Genomic DNA, 22103 nt, shown 5'->3' with positions numbered 1-22103 from the left:
GCAGCGCGCATGAGCAATCCGATCGCCGCTATCGTCCTTGCCGCGGGCAAGGGAACCCGCATGAAATCCGACCTGCACAAGGTGCTGCACCCGATCGGGGGGCGGCCCATGCTGCTGCATCTGATGGCGAGCGTCGATGCGCTGAGCCCCGCGAAAAAAGTGGTGGTCGTCGGCGACAAGGCCGATCAGCTCGAAGCTGCGCTCGGCGGCACTGCTGATCTGGCGGTACAGGATCCGCAGCTCGGCACCGGCCATGCGGTGCAGCAGGCCGAAACCGCGCTCGCAGGCTTCGACGGCGATGTCCTGATTCTATATGGCGACGTGCCGTTCGTTCCCGCCGCGACGATGCAGGCGATGATCGACCGGCTCGGTGCCGCCGATGCGCCCGCGGTCGTCGTGCTTGCCTTCGAACCTGCCGATCCGCTCCAATATGGCCGGGTCATTACCGACGGCGATCGCGTCGTCAAAATGGTCGAGCACAAGGATGCGACCGACGCAGAACGCGCCGTCAGGCTCTGCAATTCGGGGTTGATGGCGGCGAAAGCGCGCGACCTGTTCGCGCTGCTCGCGCGCGTGACCGACGACAATGCGGCAAAGGAATTTTATCTTGTCGATATCGTCAATATCGCGAACGCCGACGGGCGCTCGTGCGCGGTGGTCAAAGCCGACGCCGACGATGTCGCGGGGATCAACAGCCGCGCCGAACTCGCCGCGGCAGAGGCGCAGTGGCAGGCGTTCAAGCGCGACGAGGCGATGGCGGGCGGTGCGTCGCTGCGGGCGCCCGACACGGTCTGGTTCTCGTGGGATACCGAGCTTGGCCGCGACGTGACGATCGAGCCCAACGTCTTTTTCGGCCCCGGCGTAAAGGTCGCCGACAATGTCACGATCCGCGCCAACAGCCATGTCGAGGGCGCGACGATCGGCGCCGGCTGCGAGGTTGGCCCCTTCGCGCGGCTGCGTCCAGGAACGGTGCTCGGCGAAAAGGCCAAGATCGGCAATTTCGTCGAAACCAAGAAGGCCGTGCTGGGCAAGGGCGCCAAGGCGAACCACCTGACCTATCTGGGCGATGTGACCGTCGGCGCGGGCGCCAATATCGGCGCCGGGACGATCACCTGCAATTATGACGGCTATTTCAAATATCAGACCGTCATCGGCGAAAATGCGTTTATCGGGTCGAACAGCGCGCTGATCGCCCCCGTCACCATCGGCCGCGACGCGATCGTCGCCGCGGGCAGCGCGGTATCGCGCGACGTCGCCCCTGGTGACCTGCGCATGGTCCGCGCCGAACAGCTGATCAAGCCAGGCTGGGCCGACCGCTTCCACGATACGATGCGCAAGAAAAAGGCGGCGGAGAAGAAATAGACCAATGCCCGCGCCGACGCTGACAACCGCGCGCCTGGTGCTGCGCCAACTGCGCGCGGACGATGCCGCCGCGCTGTTCCCGGTGTTGTCCGATCCCGAGGTGATGACCTGGTGGTCCAGCGGACCGCACCAGTCGCTCGCCGAGACCGCCGATTATGTCAAAGGCAATGCGGCCGAGGATGAGGGCTACCTCTGCTGGGCGATCACCGACGCGGGCGACGACACTGCGCTCGGCTGGGTAATCCTCATCGACGGCAAGCCCGACGTCAAGGAGATCGGCTATATCCTGCGCCGCGACCAATGGGGCAGCGGCCTAGCGCGCGAAGCCGTCGCGCGGGTGATCGATTACGGGTTCGGCGACCTCAGATTGCGGCGCATCTTTGCCGATACCGATCCGGAAAACGGCGGATCGATCGCGCTGCTCGAACGGCTGGGTTTTCAGTATGAAGGGCGGCTGCGCGGCGAATGGGAAACGCATATCGGGGTGCGCGATTCGCTGATCTATGGTCTGCTGCGCGACGAATGGACAATGGAGACGATGCCGTGAGCGACCGTTACACCGACAAGCCCTTCCTGCGCTTTGTCGACGCGTGGGTGCTAAAGGCGATCGGCCATCTCGACGCGGCCACCGAAACCTATTGCAAGGCGATGGTGCCGCAGCTCGAGCAAAGCTTCGGCATCACCGGCAGCTGGGAGCAGATTGTCGAGCAGCAGATGAAGTTCGGTCCCGAATTGCCCGGGCAGATCCGGAAGATCTGGACCGACGGTCAGGCGCGGTTCCAAGCAGGCAACGGATTGGCGCCCGATCCGGCGCAGTTCGCCATGATTTTTGTCGATCGCAACTTCAACCGCGCTTGACATGATATCATGATATGATATCAGTATATCAATGACTCGAATCCTCGCCGACCTGCCCGATGAAGACATTCAGTGGCTCGACCAGCTTGCTGCCGAGCAGGGAAAGTCGCGCGCGTCGGTGCTTCGCGATGCCGTTACGGATTATCGGGCGCAGTCACAGGCGTCGCAGCGCAAGGAGTGGCTCGATATCGGCTTTGGCGCGTGGAAGGACCGGGTTGATATCGGCGATTCGGTCGAGTGGCAGCGGCGCGAACGCGCCGCCTCGACGCGCCCGTGGGATGATGACTACGAAGACGTCAAAGCCGAGTTTCCGGACCTGTTCGATGCGGAGGACGATCGCCAGCGGCAGATCCATCTCGACATGCTGGCAGGAAAATACCCCAAGCCCAAAAAGCCCGCTTCTCGGTGAGCGGCTTCAGCTTCGATTCAAATATCATCATCGATGCGCTCGCCGGCTTTGGTCCGGCGCGCGCAGAGATCGATCGCGCCACCGACTTCGGTTCGCGCGCGTGGATTAGCCGCGTGGTGTGGATCGAAGTGATGTCGAAGGGTGAGGGCGACGGCCTGCGTCGCGCCGAAACGCTTCTGTCCGGGTTCAGCGTGGATGAAGTCGATGCCGAAATTGGTCGGCGCGCTGCTGCTTTGCGGCGCGAACGCGTTCGGCTGAAAGCGACGGATGCCATCATCCTCGCAACCGCGCTTACCCGCGGGCGTGTTCTCATCACCCGCAATACAAAGGATTTCCCGGCCAACATGCCGGGCATCCGTGTCCCCTATACGTTCTAAGACGAAAGCCAGACCCACATGTGCGGAATTATCGGAATCATCGGCAAGGATCAGGTCGCCGATCGGCTCGTCGACGGGCTTAAGCGGATGGAGTATCGCGGTTATGACTCGGCGGGCGTCTGCACCGTCGAGGGCGGCCAGCTGATCCGCCGCCGCGCCGAGGGCAAGCTTGGCAATCTGGTGAAGGAGTTGGCGGGCAATCCCGCACCCGGCACCGTCGGCATCGCGCACACGCGCTGGGCGACGCACGGCGCGCCGACCACCAGCAACGCGCACCCCCACGCGACGGGCGAGGTCGCGCTGGTCCACAACGGCATCATCGAGAATTTCAAGCCGCTGCGCGAGGCTTTGCAGGCGCGCGGGCGAAGCTTCGAGAGTGAAACCGACACCGAAGTCGTCGCCCACCTCGTCAGTGAACAGGTTGAAGCGGGCAAGTCGCCGCAGCAAGCCGTGCAGGCGGTGCTGCCGCAGCTGCGCGGCGCCTTCGCACTCGCCATCGCCTTTCGCCAGCATCCCGACCTGCTCATCGGCGCGCGGCTCGGCTCGCCACTCGTCGTCGGCTATGGCGAGGGCGAGACTTTCCTCGGCTCCGACGCGCTCGCGCTCGCCCCGCTGACGCAGAGGATCGCTTATCTCGACGAAGGCGACTGGGTCGTCATCACCCGCGATGGCGCGCAGATCTACGACGCCGAAAACAACCCGGTGACGCGCGAAATCACCACCAGCGGCGTCACCGCGGCCGCGGTCGAAAAGGGCAATTACCGCCACTTCATGCAGAAGGAGATTTTCGAGCAGCCGACGGTGGTCGCGCAGACGCTTTCCTCCTACATCCGCCCGCTCGAACAGACCGTCGCGCTGCCGCAGATGGATTTCGACCTCTCCGCGATCGACCGCATCACCATCGTTGCCTGCGGCACCAGCTTTTACGCTGGGATGGTCGCCAAATATTGGTTTGAAACCTTCGCGCGCGTCCCCGTCGACATCGACGTCGCGAGCGAGTTTCGCTACCGCGACCCGGTTCTGCAACCCGGCGGGCTGGCGCTGTTCATTTCGCAGTCGGGCGAGACCGCCGACACGCTCGCGGCGCTGCGCCATTGCAAGGCGAACGGCCAGACAATCGCGGTCGTCGTCAACGTCCCGACCAGCAGCATGGCGCGCGAGGCCGACTTGCTGCTCCCGACCCACGCGGGTCCCGAAATTGGCGTCGCCTCGACCAAGGCCTTCACCTGCCAGCTCGCGGTCCTCGCCGCGCTCGCCGCGCATCTCGCGCTCAAAAAGGGCAAGCTCAGCGCCGATGAAGAGCATGAGATCGTCAAACATCTGATCGAGGCGCCCGCCGCGCTCAATGCCGCACTCGCGCACGACGAAGAAATCTCGAAAATGGCGCATCTCGTCGCCCCCGCGCGCGACGTGCTCTACCTCGGCCGCGGCCCCGACTATCCGCTCGCGCTCGAAGGCGCGCTGAAGCTCAAGGAAATCTCCTACATCCACGCCGAAGGCTATGCGTCGGGCGAAATGAAGCACGGCCCGATCGCGCTGATCGACGAAGCGGTGCCGGTCATCGTCCTAGCGCCCAGCGGGCCGCTGTTCGAAAAGACCGTCAGCAACATGCAGGAAGTCATGGCGCGCGGCGGCAAGGTCGTGCTGATCAGCGACGCCGAAGGTCTCGCCGAAGCTGGCGACGGCTGCATGGCGACGATCGAAATGCCCAAGGTGCATCCGTTGATTGCGCCTTTGGTCTATGCGGTGCCGGTGCAGCTACTGGCGTACCATGTCGCGGTCGCCAAGGGCACCGACGTCGACCAGCCGCGCAATCTGGCGAAGTCGGTGACGGTGGAGTGAGCTGGAATACCACCTGCCACTGCGGCGCCGTCTCGGTGCGCCTCGCCAAGGCGCCCGAGGAAATCGCCGAGTGCAATTGCTCGCTGTGCTTTTCGCACGGCATCCTGTGGGCCTATTATTCGCCGCGCGATGTGGTGATTGAGGGCGCGACACGGACCTATAATCGCGCTGATCGCGCTAACCCCAATTCGGACCTGCATTTTTGCGCGACCTGCGGCTGCGTGACGCATTGGTCGGCGACCGCGGGGCTGATCGAACGCATGGGCGGCACGGTCGATATGATGGGCGTCAACATGCGGCTGTTCGATCCGGCGCAGCTCAGCGGGTTGAAGCTCAGCTTCCCCGACGGGCGCGGCTGGTCGGGCGAAGGGGCATGGGGCTTTGTTCGCGACGCGGGCGTCATGCCCTGATCGAGGGATCAGGTGGTCGCATTGGCCTGCGCGAGAATCGAGGCTGCGATTTCGTCGATGGTCCCCGCGACCAGCAGCGGCGCGCCGCCGACCATGCCGATCTGGGTCTGGCCATTTTCATAGTCGCGGAGCCAAGCGACATTTTCGGCGACGAGCAGATAATTGCCGCCGCGCGAGTTTAGGGTAATGAACTTCATCTCTGTGTCTCCTGACCCGACGGCGTCTAAGCCTCAAATGTGAAGATTGTCGCTTCCCCATGAATGTTGCCGCCATCATTTTCGATTTCGACGGTGTGATCGCCGACAGCGAGGTGCGCGCGAATATGTCGCTGTCCGAAAGCCTGACCGCGATCGGGATGCCCGCGACCTATGATGAGTGCCTCCGCGACTATTATGGCCATAACTGGCAGGAGACGCAGCGGCGGATCGAGGCGCGCTTTGGCCGTCCGCTTCCCGCCGATTTCCGCGAGACGCACCGGACCCGCGCCCGCGCGCGCTTCATGGAAGGTTTCGAAGCGGTTCCGGGCGCCGCCGAGTTTCTTGGCCGACTGGGGCCGCTGCCCCGCGCGATCGCCTCGTCGAGCCGCGCCGAATATATCGGCTGGGCGCTCGGTCTGTTCGGGCTCGATCATCATTTCGGCGGGCATGTCTACAGCGCCGACGGCTGGGATCGCGGCAAACCGCATCCCGACATCTATCTTGCCGCTGCCACAGGGCTGGGCGTCGATCCGGCGCGGTGTCTGGCGGTCGAGGATTCGCCGACCGGCGCACAGGCGGCGCTTGCGGCGGGAATGACCGTCGTCGGTTTCTGCGGCGCGGGGCATATCGTCGACCGCGCCGCGCATGGCGATATGCTGCGCGAGGTTGGCGTGCATCATGTGGCGCTGAGCTTCGACGAGATCGATTTCCTCCCTGTCGCATAGCGCCAGCAAAAAGCGCTGTCCTACAATTGCGCGCTGGATTAGCTTTGCCTTTGGCTCGATCCCGAAAGCGGGACGAAATATGCAATCGCGAGTAAAGTTGCGCAGTTTTCCGCGACTTCTCCGCAAGCCCCCAAGGAGAGACAGCATGTGTACCGACAAGACCGAAGCCGATCTCGATCGTGCCGGAATGCCCGTCGGGCGCCGCAGCTTTGCCGCGCTGGCGGGCGTCGGCGCGCTGATCGCGGCGCTGCCCGCGCGCGCGATCGCGGGGAAGCCGGTGAAAGGGCGCGATGTCACGATCAAGACCGCCGACGGCGTGTGCGACGCCTATTTCGTCGCGCCCGCGCAGGGCAGGCACCCGGCGGTGCTGGTGTGGCCCGACATCCGCGGGCTGCGTCCCGCCTTTCGCCAGATGGCCGACCGGCTGGCGGGCGAGGGCTATGCGGTGCTGACGATCAATCCCTTTTACCGCTGGCAGAAATCGCCGGTCGTCGATGCGGCGAATGATTGGGGCAACCCTGAAGTGCGCGAAAAGCTGATGGGCTATCGCAAACAGTTGACCCGCGCGACCGGCGAGACCGACGCGGCGGCGCTGCTGGCCTTCCTCGATGCCCAGAAGGAGGTCGATACCAGGCGGCGGATCGGCACCACCGGCTATTGCATGGGCGGGGAGATGACGATCTACACCGCCGCGCTGCGTCCCGATCGCGTCGGTGCCGCGGCGAGCTTCCACGGCGGCGGGGTCGGCACCGACAAGCCCGACAGCCCGCATCTGCTGATTCTCGGGACCAGTGCCGGCTACCTGTTCGCGATCGCCGACAATGACGACAAGGAAACCCCGAACGAGAAAGTGCTGCTGAAGGCGGTGCTCGAACCGCGCAAGCAATGGCACGAGGTCGAGGTGTATGAAGGCGCGATGCACGGCTGGTGCCCGCCCGATGGCCGCGCCTACAACGAGGCCGCAGCCGAAAAAGCGTGGGCGCGTATGCTGGAATTGTTCAAAGCAGAGCTGGCTTAGCGCGTTTGGTCCCCCGGCCTGCGCCGGGATGACGAAACCCTGTCAGTGCGCGTGGGCGCCGCCGCTCGCCGCATAGCTTGCATAGACGCGCTGTCCGGCGGGGCCGAAGGTCATCACCTTATAGGCTTCGCGCACATTGCCATGTTCCATGCCCGGCGAACCGGTCGGCATTCCGGCGACGGCAAGGCCTTTGACGCCCCTGGGCTTTTCGCGGAGCAGGCGGGCGATGTCCTTCGCGGGGACATGGCCTTCGATCACATAGCCGCCGACCAAGACGGTGTGGCAGCTGCGCAGCGCCTGCGGCACGCCCTGCTTGTCCTTGATCGCGTCCATGTCCTTCGAGTTGACGACCACCGCCTTCTGTCCGAACGACGCCTTCACCTGTTCGAGCCATTTGAGGCAGCAGCCGCACCCGGCGTCGCGGAACATCACCGGGTTGGCGGCATGCGCGGTGCCAACCGCAGCGGCAAATGCGGCGAGGGCGAAGAGCGGGCGGCGGGCGGGGAGCATCGGCGGATCCTTTTTCAACGGTTGGCGAGATTAGCAGTCGCGGCGCGGCGCACAAGCCGCTCAGCCCATCGGATAGAGGATGTCCTTGCTCACCTGATGCAGCGCGGTCATCACATCGTCGCCGAGCACAAGGTCGATCGCGTCGAGGATCGGCTGGACCTGCTCATAGGTGCTGACCCCGACGATCGTCGAGGCGACGAAATCATGCTGTTTCGACCATGCGGTCGCCATCGTCACCGGATGCAGCCCCGCTTCGGCCGCGATCGCCAGATAACGCTCGGTCGCCGCGAGGCTCTTTTCGTTGACGAAGCGCTTGCCCATCGCCGCCTGCCGCCCCTCCATCGCGAGGTAGCGCGAGAAGCGCGCACCCTCGGGCGTCGCTCCGCCCTGATATTTGCCCGAAAGTACCCCGCCGGCGAGCGGCGAATAGGGGATCAGGCTGACGCCTTCCTGCCGGCAAACCTGTTTCAGCTCGTCTTCGAAGCGCCGGTTGTTGAGGCTGAAATTATTCTGGATCGTCTGATAGCGCGCGGCGCCGAGCCGTTCCGATGCGGCAAGCGATTTCATCAGCCCCCAGCTCGTCTCGTTCGAGCAGCCGAGGATGCGGACCTTGCCGACGCGGACGAGTTCGTCGAGCGCGTCCATGATTTCGTCATAGGGCGCGTTATGGTCGGGCCAGTGCGTCTGGTAAAGGTCGACATAGTCGGTCTGGAGCCGCGTCAGGCTGTCGTCGATAGCCTGCATAATGTTCTTGCGGTCGAGCGCGGTCATGCCGCTGCGGCACGGCGACTTGAACCAGACATGGCTGGGCCCCGACACCTTGGTCGCCATGATGATCGCATCGCGCGGCTTGGTCTTCATCCAGCGCCCGACGATCTCCTCGGTGCGGCCGACCCATTTGACATCAGGCGGCACCGGATAGCCTTCAGCGGTGTCGAAGAAGTTGATCCCCGCATCGAAGCAGCGATCGAGCACCCGGAAAGCCGTCGCCTCGTCGGTCTGGCTACCGAAGGTCATCGTCCCCATGCAGATGTCGGAGACGTGGATGGCGCTTTTTCCAAGGCGGCGGCTTTGCATGGCTCTTTCTCCGGTCAGGGGAGGGGAGTGCGATGCATAGGTTGCGGATCGCAACCTGGCAATTGCATCAAATGAGCAGCGCGAGCGATCCGACGAGCAACGCCGCCATCGTCCAGTTGAAGGCCTTCAATCGCGCTGGGCTCGACAGCCAGCCGCGCAGCGATACGCCCATCACCGCCCACAGGCTGGTCGACGGCAGGTTGATGAGGCCAAAGATCACGGCGACGAGCAGGACCGCGACGAAATTGCGATCGGGCGCGTAGAGCGCGATCGCGGTGAGCGCCATCGACCATGCCTTGGGGTTCACCCACTGGAACAGCATCGCCTGCACGAACGTCATGGGTTTGCCGCGTGCAGTCCCGCCGGTGTCGGGCGCGGCGGCGTTGGCGATCTTCCACGCGAGCCACAAGAGATAGGCAACGCTCACCACTTTGAGCACGATATTGAGCACCGGGAACAGGTCGAACAGCCCCATCAAGCCGACGCCGACGAGGATGATCATTACCGTGAAGCCGATTCCGACCCCCAGCGCGTGCGGTATCGTGCGGCGCAGGCCGAAATTGGCGCCCGACGCCATCAGCATCATATTGTTCGGCCCCGGCGTGATCGACGAGACGAGAGCGAAGGCGGAGAGCGCCGCGAGGGTGGTCTGGTTCATCCGCGCAATATATTCTGCAATTCGGCGCTTCGGGTTGCAAACTTTGGCGGCTTTGCGATAGAAATCACAATCTATGACCAAGATTGATGATATTGGCCGCAAGATATTGCACGAACTGTCGCGCGACGGGCGAATCTCGAACCTCGACCTCGCGGATCGCGTCGGACTGTCACCCTCGGCCTGCCTGCGACGAGTGCAGGAACTGGAACGCAGCGGGTTGATCACCGGCTATCGCGCCACGATCGACCCGGCGAAGCTGGGGCTGAACTTCCTCGCCTATGTCACCGTCGGGCTTTCGACCCACACCAAAAAGGCGCAGTCCGACTTTGAATCGGCGATGTCGCTCGCGCCCGAGGTGCGCGAGTGCCACAATGTCACCGGCGCGATCGAATATCTGTTGCGGATCGAGACCGCCGATCTGGCGTCGTACAAGCATTTTCATACCGAAGTGCTGGGGGTGCTGCCGCAGGTGCATTCGATCAGCACCTATGTCGTGATGGACTCCACCAAGGACGAGCGGGCGTAGCATACCGTCGCCCCCGCGAAGGGTGCCGGGAGTCACGTGCCTTCCGACACGGCCGCAGGCGGTTTACTCGGACACGTCAGGAAAGACCGCCAGCGGCCCCCGCCTGCGCAGGGGCGACGATGATGCCTTGAACCCGGCCCCCCAGCACCGCATATCGGTTTCATGACGAAACTTTCCTTCCTCGATCTCGTGCCCGTCACCGACACCGGCACGATCGCTCAATCGCTCGCCAACGCCGCCGATCTCGCCCGCCACGCCGAAGCGCTCGGCTATGAACGCTATTGGGTCGCCGAACATCATGGCATGGCGGGCATTGCGAGCGCCGCGACCTCGGTCGTGCTGGCGCATATCGGGCAGGCGACGTCGACGATCCGCATCGGGGCGGGCGGGATCATGCTGCCCAACCACGCGCCGATGGTGATCGCCGAGCAGTTCGGCACGCTCGAGGCGCTGTTCCCCGGCCGCGTGGACCTGGGGCTTGGCCGCGCGCCGGGTTCGGACGGCATTGTCGCGCGCGCGCTGCGCCGCAACCTGGCGAGCGACGAGCGGCAATTTCCGCAGGATGTCGTCGAGTTGCAGGCGTTCCTCGCGGGCGACGACCGGCTCGGCATCCGTGCGGTGCCGGGCGAGGGGACGAATGTGCCGCTCTGGATCCTGGGGTCGAGCCTGTTCGGCGCGCAGCTCGCCGCGATGCTCGGCCTGCCCTACGCTTTTGCCAGCCATTTCGCGCCCGACGCGCTCGACGAGGCACTTGACATCTATCGCCGCCAGTTCAAGCCGTCGGCGCAGCTTGCCGAACCTTACGCCGCCGCGGCCTTCAACGCCTTTGCCGCCGACACGCGCGAGGAGGCCGAACTGCTCGCCTCGTCGCAGCAGCAGGCGTTCGTTGCGCTGCGCACCGGCAACCCGGGCAAGATGAAGCCCCCGCTGGCGGGCTATAAGGACAGCCTGCCGCCCAATGCCCGCGCGATCCTCGATCATGTGCTGCAATGTTCGGCGGTCGGGACCGTCGATGACGTCGCCGCCGGACTGAAGGCGTTCAAGACGCGCACCGGCGTTGACGAGATTATCGTCGCCTCGTCGATGTACGACCATGACGCGCGCAAGCATTCGGTCGCGCTCGCGATGGAGGCGGCGAAGGTGCTCTAGGGGCCGGTATCGCCCGGCTCGGGCCGGAAGCTCAGGCTGGCAAGGCGCCAGGCGAGATCGTCGCCCATCAGCTCGGCCGCGGTCGGAATGGCGTCCGGCGGCAGGCAATCGACCTCGACAGCTATATAACGCCCTGTTTCGCGCAGTCTGACGTCGATCTTGCCAAAGCGCGCTTTCAGAGCGGCGACCAGTTGCTTGGCATCGTTGGACAGTTCGTTGGAGTCGAGCGCGCGCGGCGTGCCGTCGAGCAGTTCGGCAACCGCCTGTTTAAGCGCGCCGACCGCATCCTTGATGATCGATAGCGAAATGAACAGCGCGGCCGTCGCGTCGGCCCACCACCAGCCGAGTCCGATCCCGACGATCCCCGCGATTCCCGCAAGCCCCGTCTGCCAGTCGGCCTTTTGCATCAGGGCATCGGTATGCAGCACCTTGTCCTTGATGCGCTCGGCGATGGGCTGCTTCATCCGCCCGAGGATGATCGGCGGGATGACCGAATAGGCAAGCGCGGCAAGCATCAGCCAGCCAAGCCAGATCGTGTGACCGAACAGCGTGATCCCGCCGACGGTCGGATGTTCCTGCCGGATCAGCGTCGACACGCTCTCATAGGCAAGAAAGCCGCCGACCGAAAGCAACGCGGTCGCGGCGACGAGAAAGGCGAGGCTGTTTGCGCGGCGGTAGCCGAAAGGGAAGCGGGCGGTCGGACGGCGCCGTTCCCAGCGAACCGAGAGCAGAAAGACGACCGCCGGGACGAGGCTCAGCACATCCTCGATCACCGCCGCCTTCATCGCCTGGCTCGCCCCCATCACGAGCCACATGACAAGGACAACACTCGCCATCCAGCCGAGCGTCCAATATTCGAGCCGCTCGCCGCGGCGGACGTCGGCGGCGATCGCGCGCGGGATGCCGCTATGCAGGCTCATTCGGCCATCGCCGCAACGGCGCGATCGGTCGCGAGGATCAGGGCGTTCTCGCCATTCCGCCGCGCGATGCGCAGGACAGGTCGCTTGCTGTCTTCCGGCTCGGGGCGTCCGACCGCCTTCGACAGCGAAATATCGGCCATCCACGGCGAGGCTTTGGCGAAATGGCCGACGAGGGCATCGACCTTGCCGTCCTCCAGCCAGTGCGGCGCATGTTCGCCATGGACCCGCACGATCGTCAGTCGCGCGCCATACTGCCGGGCATAATCGCGAAGCAGCGACAGCGCGGCGGCGGCATCAGGCGTACCGGGGGCGATGGCCACGCGCATCCTGCCGTCGCGGACGATCCTCTCGCTGGTTCCCGACGCGTCGCGCGGCAGCGCGTCGCATCCGGCAAGCATGAGCAGGAGCAGCAGCGGGGCGAGAGCGCGGACCATCACGCAAGCGAACGCGGCAGCTTGGTCATAGTTGCAACATAGCGCCCCGTGTTGACGCGCCTCGGGCGGCGGCAGTATAGGGGCGGCCCGACCAAGGGCGGCCCGAACGGGGTCGCCTTTTTACTTTTGACTGAAAGGTGCCTGCCATGACGATCACGCCGCTGATGCCCGTATACCCCCGGTGCGGTGTGCGTCCGGTTCGCGGCGAGGGCGCGTATCTGATCGGCGAGCGCGGCGAGCGCTATCTCGATTTCGCGAGCGGCATTGCGGTGAACCTGCTCGGTCATGGCCATCCCCATCTGACCAAGGCGATCCAGGATCAGGCCGCGACGCTGATGCATGTGTCGAACCTGTACGGCAGCCCGCAGGGCGAGGCCTATGCCGCGCGCCTTGTCGAAAACACCTTCGCCGACACGGTGTTCCTGACCAATTCGGGCGCCGAAGCGGTCGAATGTTCGATCAAGACCGCGCGCGCCTATCATTCGAGCGCGGGCAATGCGGAAAAGCACACGCTGATCACCTTCAACAACGCCTTCCACGGCCGCACGCTCGGCACGATCTCGGCGACCAATCAGGAAAAGCTGCGCAAGGGTTTCGACCCGCTGCTGCCGGGCTTCGCCTATGCGCCGTTCGACGACATCAACGCCGCGCTCGATCTGGTCGACGACAACACCGCGGGCTTCCTTGTCGAGCCGATCCAGGGCGAGGGCGGTATCCGCCCCGCATCGCAACCGTTCCTGCAGGCGCTGCGCGACATCTGCGACAAGCGCGACCTGATGCTGGTGTTCGACGAAGTGCAGTGCGGCGTCGCGCGCACCGGTCATCTCTATGCCTATGAGCACTTCGGCGTGGTCCCCGACATCATGGCGAGCGCCAAGGGCATTGGCGGCGGCTTCCCGATGGGCGCGTGCCTCGCGACCGAAAAGGCTGCGCGCGGCATGGTCATTGGCACGCATGGTTCGACCTATGGCGGCAACCCGCTCGCCTGCGCGGCGGGGCAGGCGGTGCTCGACGTGGTGCTCGAAGAGGGCTTCCTCGAGCAGGTCAAGGCTACCGGCGAGCGGCTGCGCGGTGCGCTCGAACAGCTCATTCCCAACCATGACCAGCTTTTTGAAAGCGTGCGCGGCGTCGGGTTGATGCTCGGGCTCAAGCTCCGGTCGGACAGCCGTGCGTTCGTCGCGCACCTGCGCGACAATCACGGATTGCTGACCGTCGCGGCGGGCGAAAATGTCGTTCGCGTGCTGCCGCCGCTCAACATCGACGACAATCACATCGCCGAATTCATCGAGAAGCTTTCGGCAGGCGCGGCGAGCTATACGCCGCCCGAAGCCTAATGCGGAACTTTCTCAACCTGTCCGACGCGGGCGGGGATGCGGTCGCGGCGATGCTGTCCGACGCGATCGACCGCAAGGCGGCGCGTGCGGGCTGGCCGAAGGCAAAGCCCGATAGCGACAAGCCGCTCGCCGACCATGTGCTGGCGATGGTGTTCGAGAAGAACTCGACGCGCACGCGCTGTTCGTTCGACATCGCGATCCGCCAGCTCGGTGGCGTGCCGATGATCCTTGATGCCGGGACCAGCCAGCTCGGCCGCGGCGAGACGATCGCCGACACGGCGCGGGTGCTGTCGCGCTACGCCGATGCGATCATGATCCGCACCGACGATCATGCCAAGATCGAGGAGCTCGCCGAATATGCGAGCGTCCCCGTGATCAACGGCCTGACCGACCTATCGCATCCGTGCCAGATCGTCGCCGACCTGCTGACGATCGTCGAGCAGGGCAAGGCACTGCCGGGGCTGGAGCTCGCGTGGCTCGGCGACGGCAATAATGTGCTGTCCTCGCTGATCGAGGCGGCGGGCCTGTTCGGCTTCCACGTTCGCGCGGGGGTTCCGCAGGGCTATGAACCCGATCCAGCTTTTGTCGAAGCCGCGCGCGCCAGCGGCTCGCGGATCGACATCGTGCGCGATGCGCGCGAGGCCGTGGCGGGTGCCGATCTGGTCGTGACCGACACATGGGTGTCGATGGGGCAGGATCATGCGCACAACAAGGTCGCCGCGATGGCGCCGTTCCAGGTCGACGAACGGCTGATGGCGGGCGCCAAGGGCGACGCGATCTTCCTGCACTGCCTGCCCGCCCACCGCGGCGACGAGGTTGTCGATGCGGTGATCGATGGTCCGCAATCGCGCGTCTGGGACGAGGCCGGAAATCGTGTCCACGCGCAAAAGTCGATCCTGCTGTGGGCGCTGGGCAAGCTGTGAGTTTGGAATTGTGAGCGAGACCATCGAAACCTGGTTTGACCAGCCGCTGCTGTTCACCATCGCTGCGCGCCATGTGCGCGGGCGTCTCGTTCGGCTTGGGCCGACGCTGCGGACGATCATCGCGGCGCATAATTACCCGCCGGTTGCAGAAAAATTGCTCGCCGAAGCGCTCGTACTGACCGTGCTGCTCGGTTCGACGCTGAAGGACGAGAATGGCCAGATGACGTTGCAGGCGCAGACCGGCGGCGGACCGGTCGAGCTGCTCGTGTGCGACTATCGCGCCGGCGAGCTGCGCGGTTATCTGAAGTTTGACGCCGAGCGGCTCGCCGAGGTCGGCCCCGAACCGACGCTGTTCGCGCTGTTCGGTGAGGGCTTCCTCGCGATCACCTTCGATCAGGCGACGACCGCCGAGCGTTATCAGGGCATTGTCCCGCTCGAAGGCGCCTCGATCGGCGAGGCGGCGGAGCATTATTTCGAGCAGTCGGAGCAGATTTCGAGCCTGATCCGCCTCGCCGCGCGCCACGACGCCGAGGCGGGATGTCTCGCCGGCGGCCTGCTGCTCCAGCATCTGCCCGAGGGAGAGGTCGGTCGCGACCGGCTCCATGTCCGCCACGACAATCCCGAATGGGAGCATGCGCGCACCATCGCCGCGACGCTCAAGGACGATGAACTGACCGATCCGGCGACGTCGCTCGAAACGCTGGCGTGGCGCTTGTTCCATGAGGATGAGGTGCGGGTCGAGCCCGGCGTCGCCGTATCTCGCGGCTGCCGGTGCAGCACTGGCTATTTCGCGGGCGTCCTGGCGCAGTTTCCTGAAGCCGAGCGCCGGGACATGGCCGACGAGAGCGACAACATCGTCGTCGATTGCGCCTTTTGTTCGCGCATTTTCCCGATCCCGCTAGCGGACATCGCTGCCCCAAACTGACGACGAAACGTCCTAATCCATCGGCAAACGGTTGAAAATCCGGGTCGGCATTGTTATCTCGGTCGAAACGGGGTCGCATTTCTGCCCGGATCCGGGCGTCCGATGGATAGGTGACAATGGCGATCTTCTCTCCCATTTTGCGATATTCCTTTGCCGTCGCCGCGCTGGCGGGAGCAACCGCGGTTCCCGCCCAGGCGCCGTCGCTCGCGATGCTCGACGGGCTTGAAAAAGGCAGCTGGCAGCTGCGCGAGCGCGGCAGCGATGCGGTGCTGCAAACAATTTGCGTCGGCGACGCGCGGCGGATGATCCAGATCCAGCACCCGCGGGCAAATTGTTCGCGCTACATCATCGAGGATACGCCCAAGTCGGTGACGGTGCACTACACCTGCCCCGGGGCAGGCCATGGCCGCACCAGCATCCGCAACGAAACGAACCGGCTGGTCCAGATCGACACGCAGGGCATCGCCGACGGCAAGCCCTTTTCACATGCGATCGAAGCGCGTCGGGCGGGGCCGTGCTGAACCGGCGGGCGGTGCTAACCGGTTGTTAACCATCCGGCGTTAATCGGGACATGCGGCACACCGATGTGTGTCCTTCTCCCTAACGGCTTTCATGCCGCACTGGGCCGTGTGACGATCGTCGCGCGGCCCGTTTCTTTGGAAGCGCCGCGGCAAGCGGCCCCTTGCGCCGTTATCGGTGCAGGCGTATCGGGCGCCGATGCACGATGTCGCTGGAAAAACCCTGATCGTCCTGTTGTCGGGCGGGCTCGACTCGATGGTGTGCGCCGGGCTCGCGCGCGAAGCCGGTGCGCGCATCGTCGCGCTGACGATCGACTATAACCAGCGGCACCGCGTTGAACTCGCGTCGGCCGCACGCATTGCGGACGAAGTGGGCGCGGCCGAACATATTGTGTTGCCGCTCGATCTCCGCCGCTTCGGCGGATCGGCGCTGACCGCCGACATCGATGTGCCCAAGGACGGGGTCGGGGGCGACGTCCCGATCACCTATGTCCCGGCGCGCAACCTGATCTTCCTGTCCCTCACGCTGGGGCTCGCCGAAGCGCGGCAGGCGCAGGACATTGTCATCGGGGTCAACGCGCTCGACTATTCGGGCTATCCCGACTGCCGCCCCGAATTTATTCAGGGCTTCGAGAAGCTCGCAGCGCTTGCGACGCGCGACGGCGACAAGGGCGTCGAATTCCGTATTCACGCGCCGCTTCAGCATATGACCAAGGCGGACATTGCGGCCGAGGCCGCGCGGCTCGGCATGGACGCGGCGATGAGCTGGTCGTGCTACGATCCGACGCCGGAAGGCCTGCATTGCGGATCGTGCGACAGCTGCCGCCTCCGGTCCAAGGGCTTCGCCGACGCCGGTCTCGCCGACCCGACGGTTTACGCCTGATCCGATGACTTACGCCGTCAAAGAGGTTTTCCTGACCCTGCAGGGCGAAGGGGCGCAGGCGGGGCGGCGCGCGGTCTTCTGCCGCTTTGCCGGATGCAACTTATGGACGGGACGCGAGCAGGATCGCGTCAAGGCGGTCTGCCAGTTCTGCGACACCGATTTTGTCGGCACCGACGGGACATTGGGCGGCAAATATGCCGACGCCGGTGCACTCGCTGCGGTGATCGCCGAAAGCTGGGGGGCGGGGGACGAGGGCCGCTATGTCGTGCTGACCGGCGGCGAACCGATGTTGCAGGTCGATGCGGCATTGATCGATGCGCTCCATGCGCACGGCTTCACGATCGCGATTGAAACCAACGGCACATTTGCGGTCCCGCGCAGCATCGACTGGATCTGCGTCAGCCCCAAGGCAGGCAGCGAATTGGTGCAGACGAGCGGCGATGAGTTGAAGCTGGTTTGGCCGCAACCCGGCAGCGATGTCGCGCGGCTCGCGACGCTCGATTTCACCCATCGGCTCCTGCAGCCGCTCGACGATCCGGACGCGGCCAAAAATGTGCAGCGGTGCATCGAACTGGTGATGGCCGATCCGCGCTGGCGGCTTTCGCTCCAGACGCACAAGAGCCTGGGGCTGCGCTAGGTCTTATTCGGCCTTCTTCGCCGCGCTGTCCGCGGTGATTGCTTTTTTCGCCGCAGGAGCCGGAACCGCGTCGGGATTCTCGCTCGTTTCGGGGTCGGCGGTTGTTTCGTCGGCGTTGTCGGTGTCCGATTTTGTCGCTTCCTTGGCGGTGCCGTCATCGGGGACGCTGTTGTCGACCGCGGTACCGTCGGTGCTGGCATCGTCGAGGATGATCATCGAATCGCTGACCGATCCCGGCTGCACCTCCACCGCGTCGAGTTTGGTCGTCGATTTGCCTGCGGGGTCGCTGCTGCCACAGGCGGCGAGGGGCAGGAGCAGGAGCGAGGCGATAAGGGTACGGGTCATGCGCCGTTCCTAATCGCTCGGCCGAAGCTTGTCGAGAAAGGCGGGCAGGGCGCTGGCCAGCGCAGCATCGACGTCGGCGAAGGATGCCGCTTTGCCAAGATCGGCAAGGCTGGTGACGGGAAATTCGGCGATGCCGCACGGCACGATGCCGCCGAAATGGGTCATGTCGGGCGACACATTGAGCGAAAAGCCGTGGAGCGTGACCCAGCGTTTCACGCGGACGCCGATCGCGCCGATCTTGGCCTCGCGGCCATCGGGCGCGTCGGTCCAGATGCCGATGCGGCCGTCGGCGCGGCGGGCCTCGACGCCAAGCAACGCCAGCGCGTCGATCACCCAGCCTTCGAGCGCCGATACATAGGCGCGCACGTCGCGGCCGCGCCGCGTCAGGTCGAGCTGGACATAACCGACGCGCTGGCCGGGGCCGTGATAGGTGTAACGTCCGCCGCGGCCCGCGTCATAAACGGGAAAGCGGGGGTCGAGCAATTCGGCGGGATCGGCGCTGGTTCCCGCGGTGTAAAGCGGCGGATGTTCGAGCAGCCAGATCCGTTCGCCCGCTTCACCTGCGTGAATAGCGGCGGCGCGCGCTTCCATGTCGGCAAGCGCCGCGGCATAGTCGGTCAGCCCAGTTGACAGGGTCCATTCGGGGGATGGCAGACGGGTCATTGCGGCGCTTCCTGCCCCGCCGCGCCCCGCCGCGCAAGGCTCTGCGCGCAGATCGCCGACAGGGCTGGACAGACGCGGCGAACGGCGTCACCTTCGCAGGCAATCGGGGATCCAGAAAATGACGGGGTATCAATGGTAAAATTCGACATGGGTGCGGCGTGGGAAGACAGCATCCAATTGCTGAAATCGCATCCTGCCTTGATTGGTGCAATCGCAGGGGTGTTCTTCTTCCTGCCCGCGCTGGCGATCGCCTGGTTCGGCCCGGTACCCATCGAGCCGCCCGCGGGGGCGAGCGTCGAGCAGTCGATGGCGGCGCTGCAGGAGACGTTTCGGCAGCTGATCCCCGGCCAGATCATCGTCGCGCTCACTACGATCATCGGATCGGCGGCGATTCTCCGGCTGTGGCTCGCGCGCGGTGGGATCAGCGTCGGCGAGGCGCTGACTTTCGGGCTGATGTTCTTTCCGACCTTGCTCGCGGTGCAAATATTGTCGGGCCTCGCGATCGGTTTCGGGCTGATCCTGCTGATCATTCCGGGCCTGTATCTGGTCGGGCGCTTGACGCTGGCGGCGCCCAGCGTCGCCGACCGCAGCCTGTACAACCCGTTCGAAGCGCTGAAGACCAGTTGGGAACTCACGCGGAACAACGGCTGGGCGATCTTCTTTTTCCTGTTTCTGGTCACCATCGTGATTTTCATCGCCGCGATGATCGTCGGGCTGGTTGTCGGCGCCATTGCCGGGACGGGCGATGGAATCGGCCGCATGTTGGGCGGAGTGATCGAAGCGGGTTTCGGAGCGCTCGGTAGCCTCGTGTCGGTGGCGATTTCGGCGGCGGCGTATCGCCAGCTTGCCGTGCGATCGTCGAGCGACGTGTTCCAGTAAAGGGCTTCGGCACAGCAACGCTTCAGGATGAACGCTTTGGGGAATGGGGTTTAACAACGGGGGGAAGTGATATGATAAAGATGAGCATAGGGGCGGCCTTTTCGGAAACCTTTGCGTTTCTGAAGGCCAATTGGATGCAGATGCTGATGTGGGTTGGCGGCGCGCTGGTCGTCGTCGGATTGCTCGGTTTCCTGTTCCTGGGTTCGACCTTTACCGCGATGGCGATGTCGCCTGCCGATCCGTCGGTGGCCTTCGGGGCGATCGGCAAGATTTTCCTCTTTGCCCTCATCGCTTCGGTCATTCTTTACGGCGTCTGCATGTTGATCTGGCGCGGCGGGATGCATCCCGGTGAAGCACCCAATTTTGCGTGGGCGTTTCAGGCTGGCCCGGCGTTTGCCTTTGGCATGTTCGTCGTGATGATCGCTGCCTATATCGTGATCTTCGTGGTCATGCTGATCTTCGCGTTGGTTTTTGGCGCGGCGCTGGGCGGCATGGGTGCGATGTCACCCGACGCCCTGGCATCGGGCGCGGTCGGCGGCGGCGCAATTTTCGTCATGTTGCTGCTCTACGTCGGCGTTCTGGTGTTCATGTTGTGGATCCAGTCGCGGGTTTCGGTGGCCGGACCGGTCATGGCCGATCGGCTGACGCGCAATCCCGTCACCGGCTTTGCCGAATCGTGGCGGATCACCGGCGCGTCACAGTGGAAGATCGTCGGTTTTTACCTGCTATTTGCGCTTGGCATGCTCGCCTATCTGTTCGTCGCAAGCCTGATTTTCGGCGGCATTCTGGGGGCAATCCTGGGGGGCTCGGCATTCGGTGCGATGCTGACGATGATCGTGATGGCGGCGCTGGTCTATCTGCCGATCATGATGTTTTCATTTTCGATGCCGGTGGGGATTTACCGCGCGATCACGCCGCGCGCGGCGGGTGACGTTTTCGCCTGACCGGGAAAATTGAAGCAAGCGAGGGGCGCTCCGGCGACGGGGCGCCCTTGTTGCTATTTCAGCTCCATTTGGCGAGCGGGGGTAGGCTCATCAGGATCGCGTCGATATTGCCGCCGGTCTTTAGCCCGAACAGGGTGCCGCGATCATAGACCAGGTTGAATTCGGCGTAGCGCCCGCGCCAGATCAGCTGCGCGTCGCGCTCGGCCTCAGAAAAGGGCAGGCCCATACGGCGCCGCACGATTTGCGGGAAAATATCGAGAAACGCCTCGCCGACCGCTTGGGTCAGCTGAAAGTTGCGATCGAATTCGGCGTCGTCGCCGCATTCGAGATGATCGTAGAAAATGCCGCCAACGCCGCGGTGGACGCCGCGGTGCGGGATATAGAAATAATCCTCGGCCCATTTGGCATAGCGTTCATAGACGTCGGGGCCGAAGGGCGTGCACGCCGCGCGCAGCCGCGCATGAAAGGCGTCGGTGTCCTCTTGATACGGAATCGGCGGGTTGAGGTCGGCGCCACCGCCGAACCAGCGCTTCGTCGTGACCAGGAAACGCGTGTTCATATGGACGGCGGGAGCGTGCGGGTTCGCCATATGCGCGACCAGGCTGATCCCGGTGGCGAAAAAGCTTGGGTCTTCGCCCGCGCCGTGGATCGACGCGGCGAAATCGGGGGCGAACTGGCCGCCGACGGTCGAGACGTTGACGCCGACCTTTTCGAACACCTTGCCCGTCATCACCCCGCGCACGCCGCCACCGCCTTCGCCGGGGGCGATCCCCACGGCTTCACGATCCCATGGGGTGTAGGCAAAGCGCGCATCGCTGCCTGCCTCGGCCTCGATGCGCTCGAATTCGGCGCAGATTCGGTCGCGCAGCGATTCGAACCAGTCGCGTGCCGTCTGCTGCTGCGGGTCGAGCGTGATCATGCCGGAAAGCCTTTCGTTTGCCTGAGCGCTTCGGCGAGCGCGATGCCAGCCGCGACCGCGACATTCAAGGAGCGAAAGCCCGCCTGCATCGGAATCGCGACGCGCGCCGCCGCGGCATCATGGACATGGGGCGGGACACCCGAAGATTCGGCACCGAGCAGCAGCACGTCTGCGGACGAAAAATCGAAGTCGGGCAGGGGCGTCGCGCCCGCGGTGGTCAGCAGGACCAGCCGGTGTCCGGCGGCCGCCGCCCAGCTTTGAAAATCGCTCCAGTCGGCGTGGCGGCGGACGTTGGCGCGTACCGCATAATCCATCCCGGCGCGTTTCAAGGCACTGTCAGAGAAGGGAAATCCGCAAGGTTCGATGATATGCGCGGGAACGCCAAAGCAGGCAGCGGTGCGCAGTGTGGTGCCGACATTGCCCGCAATATCGGGCTGAAACAGGGCGATTTCCATGGCTAGCCCTTAGCCGTGCGCCGGTGCAGAATCGAGGGCTTTCGCGGCGGCGTCATACATCGGTCAAAGAAGGGGAAATTGCCTGTTGGCAAGCCCGGACTGTGCGGCTATCAGGCCCGCAATTCCCGGAGGGGCCGCCGGGGCGTGCCATTTTGTGCGCGCGTCGCGGGGCGGCCCGACTTTCCGAGAACTTTGTCAGTTCACCC

At 64.7% G+C, this 22103-nt stretch carries 29 protein-coding genes; 19 read left to right on the top strand and 10 right to left on the bottom strand.

Annotated elements, in window-relative coordinates; translation table 11 throughout:
- Positions 1-9: 9 nt before the first annotated feature.
- Genes glmU through FFS18_RS04055 form a run of 7 tightly spaced genes read left to right on the top strand, consistent with a single transcriptional unit; the run spans position 10 to position 5258 of the window.
- Complete coding sequence (glmU, locus tag FFS18_RS04085) at positions 10-1362, top strand: bifunctional UDP-N-acetylglucosamine diphosphorylase/glucosamine-1-phosphate N-acetyltransferase GlmU (RefSeq protein ID WP_249340289.1); 1353 nt, start codon at positions 10-12, stop codon at positions 1360-1362.
- Positions 1363-1366: 4 nt separating this feature from the next.
- Positions 1367-1909, top strand: a complete 543-nt coding sequence (locus tag FFS18_RS04080) for a GNAT family N-acetyltransferase (protein WP_137869866.1) — start codon at positions 1367-1369, stop codon at positions 1907-1909.
- Positions 1906-2220: a hypothetical protein gene (locus FFS18_RS04075; protein WP_137869865.1), complete on the top strand. Its 315-nt coding sequence runs from the start codon at positions 1906-1908 to the stop codon at positions 2218-2220. The genes FFS18_RS04080 and FFS18_RS04075 overlap by 4 nt, the downstream gene beginning before the upstream one ends.
- Before the next feature lie 31 nt (positions 2221-2251).
- A complete protein-coding gene (locus tag FFS18_RS04070; RefSeq protein WP_137869864.1) occupies positions 2252-2629 on the top strand; it encodes a ribbon-helix-helix protein, CopG family in 378 nt (125 codons plus the stop codon).
- Complete coding sequence (locus tag FFS18_RS04065) at positions 2626-3006, top strand: PIN domain-containing protein (RefSeq protein WP_137869863.1); 381 nt, start codon at positions 2626-2628, stop codon at positions 3004-3006. The genes FFS18_RS04070 and FFS18_RS04065 overlap by 4 nt, the downstream gene beginning before the upstream one ends.
- Positions 3007-3024: 18 nt before the next feature.
- Entirely contained in the window at positions 3025-4848 is a 1824-nt protein-coding gene (gene glmS / locus FFS18_RS04060) for a glutamine--fructose-6-phosphate transaminase (isomerizing) (protein ID WP_137869862.1), read from the top strand.
- Positions 4845-5258 carry a GFA family protein gene (locus FFS18_RS04055; protein ID WP_212743018.1) on the top strand — a complete coding sequence of 138 codons (414 nt, stop codon included), beginning with the start codon at positions 4845-4847 and terminating at the stop codon, positions 5256-5258. The genes glmS and FFS18_RS04055 overlap by 4 nt, the downstream gene beginning before the upstream one ends.
- A gap of 8 nt (positions 5259-5266) precedes the next feature.
- On the opposite strand, the gene FFS18_RS04050 is transcribed toward FFS18_RS04055, so the two are convergent.
- The gene (locus tag FFS18_RS04050; protein ID WP_120216080.1) at positions 5267-5455 is read right to left on the bottom strand and encodes a hypothetical protein; all 189 of its coding nucleotides are present in this window, start codon (positions 5453-5455) and stop codon (positions 5267-5269) included.
- 59 nt (positions 5456-5514) lie between these two features.
- Between FFS18_RS04050 and FFS18_RS04045 the strand changes: the two genes are divergently transcribed.
- On the top strand, positions 5515-6180 hold the full coding sequence (locus tag FFS18_RS04045) for an HAD family hydrolase (RefSeq protein ID WP_137869861.1): 666 nt from the start codon (positions 5515-5517) through the stop codon (positions 6178-6180).
- A gap of 145 nt (positions 6181-6325) precedes the next feature.
- Positions 6326-7198 (top strand): dienelactone hydrolase family protein, encoded by an 873-nt coding sequence (locus FFS18_RS04040; protein WP_137869860.1) that lies wholly within the window; start codon positions 6326-6328, stop codon positions 7196-7198.
- Between the two features lie 42 nt (positions 7199-7240).
- Here FFS18_RS04040 and FFS18_RS04035 read toward each other — a convergent pair whose 3' ends face one another.
- From FFS18_RS04035 to FFS18_RS04025, 3 genes are all read right to left on the bottom strand, one after another.
- A complete protein-coding gene (locus FFS18_RS04035; protein WP_137869859.1) occupies positions 7241-7708 on the bottom strand; it encodes a DUF411 domain-containing protein in 468 nt (155 codons plus the stop codon).
- 60 nt (positions 7709-7768) lie between these two features.
- A complete protein-coding gene (locus tag FFS18_RS04030) occupies positions 7769-8785 on the bottom strand; it encodes an aldo/keto reductase (protein ID WP_137869858.1) in 1017 nt (338 codons plus the stop codon).
- A gap of 67 nt (positions 8786-8852) precedes the next feature.
- Entirely contained in the window at positions 8853-9443 is a 591-nt protein-coding gene (locus FFS18_RS04025) for a LysE family translocator (RefSeq protein WP_137869857.1), read from the bottom strand.
- 73 nt (positions 9444-9516) lie between these two features.
- Here FFS18_RS04025 and FFS18_RS04020 point away from each other — a divergent pair, with 73 nt between their 5' ends.
- Both FFS18_RS04020 and FFS18_RS04015 read left to right on the top strand, forming a co-directional pair.
- Entirely contained in the window at positions 9517-9969 is a 453-nt protein-coding gene (locus FFS18_RS04020; protein WP_137869856.1) for an Lrp/AsnC family transcriptional regulator, read from the top strand.
- A gap of 162 nt (positions 9970-10131) precedes the next feature.
- Positions 10132-11118, top strand: coding sequence for an LLM class flavin-dependent oxidoreductase (locus FFS18_RS04015; RefSeq protein ID WP_171005224.1), 987 nt, complete (start codon positions 10132-10134; stop codon positions 11116-11118).
- Here the strand turns inward: FFS18_RS04015 and FFS18_RS04010 are convergent.
- Both FFS18_RS04010 and FFS18_RS04005 read right to left on the bottom strand, forming a co-directional pair.
- On the bottom strand, positions 11115-12038 hold the full coding sequence (locus FFS18_RS04010) for a cation diffusion facilitator family transporter (RefSeq protein WP_137869854.1): 924 nt from the start codon (positions 12036-12038) through the stop codon (positions 11115-11117). The genes FFS18_RS04015 and FFS18_RS04010 overlap by 4 nt on opposite strands.
- Entirely contained in the window at positions 12035-12472 is a 438-nt protein-coding gene (locus tag FFS18_RS04005; RefSeq protein WP_137869853.1) for a hypothetical protein, read from the bottom strand. Before FFS18_RS04005 ends, FFS18_RS04010 begins: the two co-directional genes overlap by 4 nt.
- A 146-nt stretch (positions 12473-12618) precedes the next feature.
- On the opposite strand from FFS18_RS04005, the gene FFS18_RS04000 reads away from it, so the two are divergent.
- The 6 genes from FFS18_RS04000 (at position 12619) to queE (ending at position 17692) form a co-directional block, all read left to right on the top strand.
- Positions 12619-13806, top strand: a complete 1188-nt coding sequence (locus FFS18_RS04000) for an aspartate aminotransferase family protein (RefSeq protein WP_120216089.1) — start codon at positions 12619-12621, stop codon at positions 13804-13806.
- Positions 13806-14729: an ornithine carbamoyltransferase gene (gene argF / locus FFS18_RS03995; protein ID WP_137869852.1), complete on the top strand. Its 924-nt coding sequence runs from the start codon at positions 13806-13808 to the stop codon at positions 14727-14729. The genes FFS18_RS04000 and argF overlap by 1 nt, the downstream gene beginning before the upstream one ends.
- A 10-nt stretch (positions 14730-14739) precedes the next feature.
- A complete protein-coding gene (hslO, locus tag FFS18_RS03990) occupies positions 14740-15654 on the top strand; it encodes an Hsp33 family molecular chaperone HslO (RefSeq protein WP_249340288.1) in 915 nt (304 codons plus the stop codon).
- Between the two features lie 116 nt (positions 15655-15770).
- Complete coding sequence (locus FFS18_RS03985; protein WP_137869850.1) at positions 15771-16175, top strand: DUF3617 domain-containing protein; 405 nt, start codon at positions 15771-15773, stop codon at positions 16173-16175.
- A 196-nt stretch (positions 16176-16371) separates the two neighbouring features.
- The gene (gene queC / locus FFS18_RS03980; RefSeq protein ID WP_137869849.1) at positions 16372-17055 is read left to right on the top strand and encodes a 7-cyano-7-deazaguanine synthase QueC; all 684 of its coding nucleotides are present in this window, start codon (positions 16372-16374) and stop codon (positions 17053-17055) included.
- Between the two features lie 4 nt (positions 17056-17059).
- Positions 17060-17692, top strand: coding sequence for a 7-carboxy-7-deazaguanine synthase (queE, locus tag FFS18_RS03975; RefSeq protein ID WP_137869848.1), 633 nt, complete (start codon positions 17060-17062; stop codon positions 17690-17692).
- A gap of 3 nt (positions 17693-17695) precedes the next feature.
- Here the strand turns inward: queE and FFS18_RS03970 are convergent, their stop codons facing one another.
- Both FFS18_RS03970 and lipB read right to left on the bottom strand, forming a co-directional pair.
- Complete coding sequence (locus tag FFS18_RS03970; RefSeq protein ID WP_137869847.1) at positions 17696-18037, bottom strand: hypothetical protein; 342 nt, start codon at positions 18035-18037, stop codon at positions 17696-17698.
- A 9-nt stretch (positions 18038-18046) separates the two neighbouring features.
- Positions 18047-18700, bottom strand: coding sequence for a lipoyl(octanoyl) transferase LipB (gene lipB, locus FFS18_RS03965; protein WP_120216096.1), 654 nt, complete (start codon positions 18698-18700; stop codon positions 18047-18049).
- A 132-nt stretch (positions 18701-18832) separates the two neighbouring features.
- Here lipB and FFS18_RS03960 point away from each other — a divergent pair, with 132 nt between their 5' ends.
- Positions 18833-19579, top strand: a complete 747-nt coding sequence (locus tag FFS18_RS03960; protein WP_120216097.1) for a glycerophosphoryl diester phosphodiesterase membrane domain-containing protein — start codon at positions 18833-18835, stop codon at positions 19577-19579.
- A 71-nt stretch (positions 19580-19650) separates the two neighbouring features.
- A complete protein-coding gene (locus FFS18_RS03955; protein ID WP_120216098.1) occupies positions 19651-20523 on the top strand; it encodes a hypothetical protein in 873 nt (290 codons plus the stop codon).
- A 58-nt stretch (positions 20524-20581) separates the two neighbouring features.
- On the opposite strand, the gene hemF is transcribed toward FFS18_RS03955, so the two are convergent.
- Positions 20582-21442, bottom strand: coding sequence for an oxygen-dependent coproporphyrinogen oxidase (hemF, locus tag FFS18_RS03950; RefSeq protein WP_137869846.1), 861 nt, complete (start codon positions 21440-21442; stop codon positions 20582-20584).
- Positions 21439-21897: a tRNA (cytidine(34)-2'-O)-methyltransferase gene (locus FFS18_RS03945; RefSeq protein ID WP_137869845.1), complete on the bottom strand. Its 459-nt coding sequence runs from the start codon at positions 21895-21897 to the stop codon at positions 21439-21441. Before FFS18_RS03945 ends, hemF begins: the two co-directional genes overlap by 4 nt.
- Positions 21898-22103: the final 206 nt, after the last annotated feature.

Origin of the sequence: Sphingopyxis sp. 2PD (genome assembly GCF_005503695.1) — a bacterium.
In the GTDB taxonomy this organism is placed as follows: Bacteria; Pseudomonadota; Alphaproteobacteria; order Sphingomonadales; family Sphingomonadaceae; genus Sphingopyxis.
This window is presented reverse-complemented; position numbering and strand designations above follow the sequence as displayed.

Coding starts and splice junctions, on each gene's coding strand:
- glmU (WP_249340289.1), top strand. CDS start 10: ATGAGCAATCCGATCGCCGCTATCGTCCTTGCCGCGGGCAAGGGAACC.
- FFS18_RS04080 (WP_137869866.1), top strand. CDS start 1,367: ATGCCCGCGCCGACGCTGACAACCGCGCGCCTGGTGCTGCGCCAACTG.
- FFS18_RS04070 (WP_137869864.1), top strand. CDS start 2,252: ATGACTCGAATCCTCGCCGACCTGCCCGATGAAGACATTCAGTGGCTC.
- glmS (WP_137869862.1), top strand. CDS start 3,025: ATGTGCGGAATTATCGGAATCATCGGCAAGGATCAGGTCGCCGATCGG.
- FFS18_RS04050 (WP_120216080.1), bottom strand. CDS start 5,455: ATGAAGTTCATTACCCTAAACTCGCGCGGCGGCAATTATCTGCTCGTC.
- FFS18_RS04045 (WP_137869861.1), top strand. CDS start 5,515: ATGAATGTTGCCGCCATCATTTTCGATTTCGACGGTGTGATCGCCGAC.
- FFS18_RS04040 (WP_137869860.1), top strand. CDS start 6,326: ATGTGTACCGACAAGACCGAAGCCGATCTCGATCGTGCCGGAATGCCC.
- FFS18_RS04035 (WP_137869859.1), bottom strand. CDS start 7,708: ATGCTCCCCGCCCGCCGCCCGCTCTTCGCCCTCGCCGCATTTGCCGCT.
- FFS18_RS04030 (WP_137869858.1), bottom strand. CDS start 8,785: ATGCAAAGCCGCCGCCTTGGAAAAAGCGCCATCCACGTCTCCGACATC.
- FFS18_RS04025 (WP_137869857.1), bottom strand. CDS start 9,443: ATGAACCAGACCACCCTCGCGGCGCTCTCCGCCTTCGCTCTCGTCTCG.
- FFS18_RS04020 (WP_137869856.1), top strand. CDS start 9,517: ATGACCAAGATTGATGATATTGGCCGCAAGATATTGCACGAACTGTCG.
- FFS18_RS04015 (WP_171005224.1), top strand. CDS start 10,132: ATGACGAAACTTTCCTTCCTCGATCTCGTGCCCGTCACCGACACCGGC.
- FFS18_RS04010 (WP_137869854.1), bottom strand. CDS start 12,038: ATGAGCCTGCATAGCGGCATCCCGCGCGCGATCGCCGCCGACGTCCGC.
- FFS18_RS04005 (WP_137869853.1), bottom strand. CDS start 12,472: ATGGTCCGCGCTCTCGCCCCGCTGCTGCTCCTGCTCATGCTTGCCGGA.
- FFS18_RS04000 (WP_120216089.1), top strand. CDS start 12,619: ATGACGATCACGCCGCTGATGCCCGTATACCCCCGGTGCGGTGTGCGT.
- argF (WP_137869852.1), top strand. CDS start 13,806: ATGCGGAACTTTCTCAACCTGTCCGACGCGGGCGGGGATGCGGTCGCG.
- FFS18_RS03985 (WP_137869850.1), top strand. CDS start 15,771: ATGGCGATCTTCTCTCCCATTTTGCGATATTCCTTTGCCGTCGCCGCG.
- queC (WP_137869849.1), top strand. CDS start 16,372: ATGCACGATGTCGCTGGAAAAACCCTGATCGTCCTGTTGTCGGGCGGG.
- queE (WP_137869848.1), top strand. CDS start 17,060: ATGACTTACGCCGTCAAAGAGGTTTTCCTGACCCTGCAGGGCGAAGGG.
- FFS18_RS03970 (WP_137869847.1), bottom strand. CDS start 18,037: ATGACCCGTACCCTTATCGCCTCGCTCCTGCTCCTGCCCCTCGCCGCC.
- lipB (WP_120216096.1), bottom strand. CDS start 18,700: ATGACCCGTCTGCCATCCCCCGAATGGACCCTGTCAACTGGGCTGACC.
- FFS18_RS03960 (WP_120216097.1), top strand. CDS start 18,833: ATGGTAAAATTCGACATGGGTGCGGCGTGGGAAGACAGCATCCAATTG.
- FFS18_RS03955 (WP_120216098.1), top strand. CDS start 19,651: ATGATAAAGATGAGCATAGGGGCGGCCTTTTCGGAAACCTTTGCGTTT.
- hemF (WP_137869846.1), bottom strand. CDS start 21,442: ATGATCACGCTCGACCCGCAGCAGCAGACGGCACGCGACTGGTTCGAA.
- FFS18_RS03945 (WP_137869845.1), bottom strand. CDS start 21,897: ATGGAAATCGCCCTGTTTCAGCCCGATATTGCGGGCAATGTCGGCACC.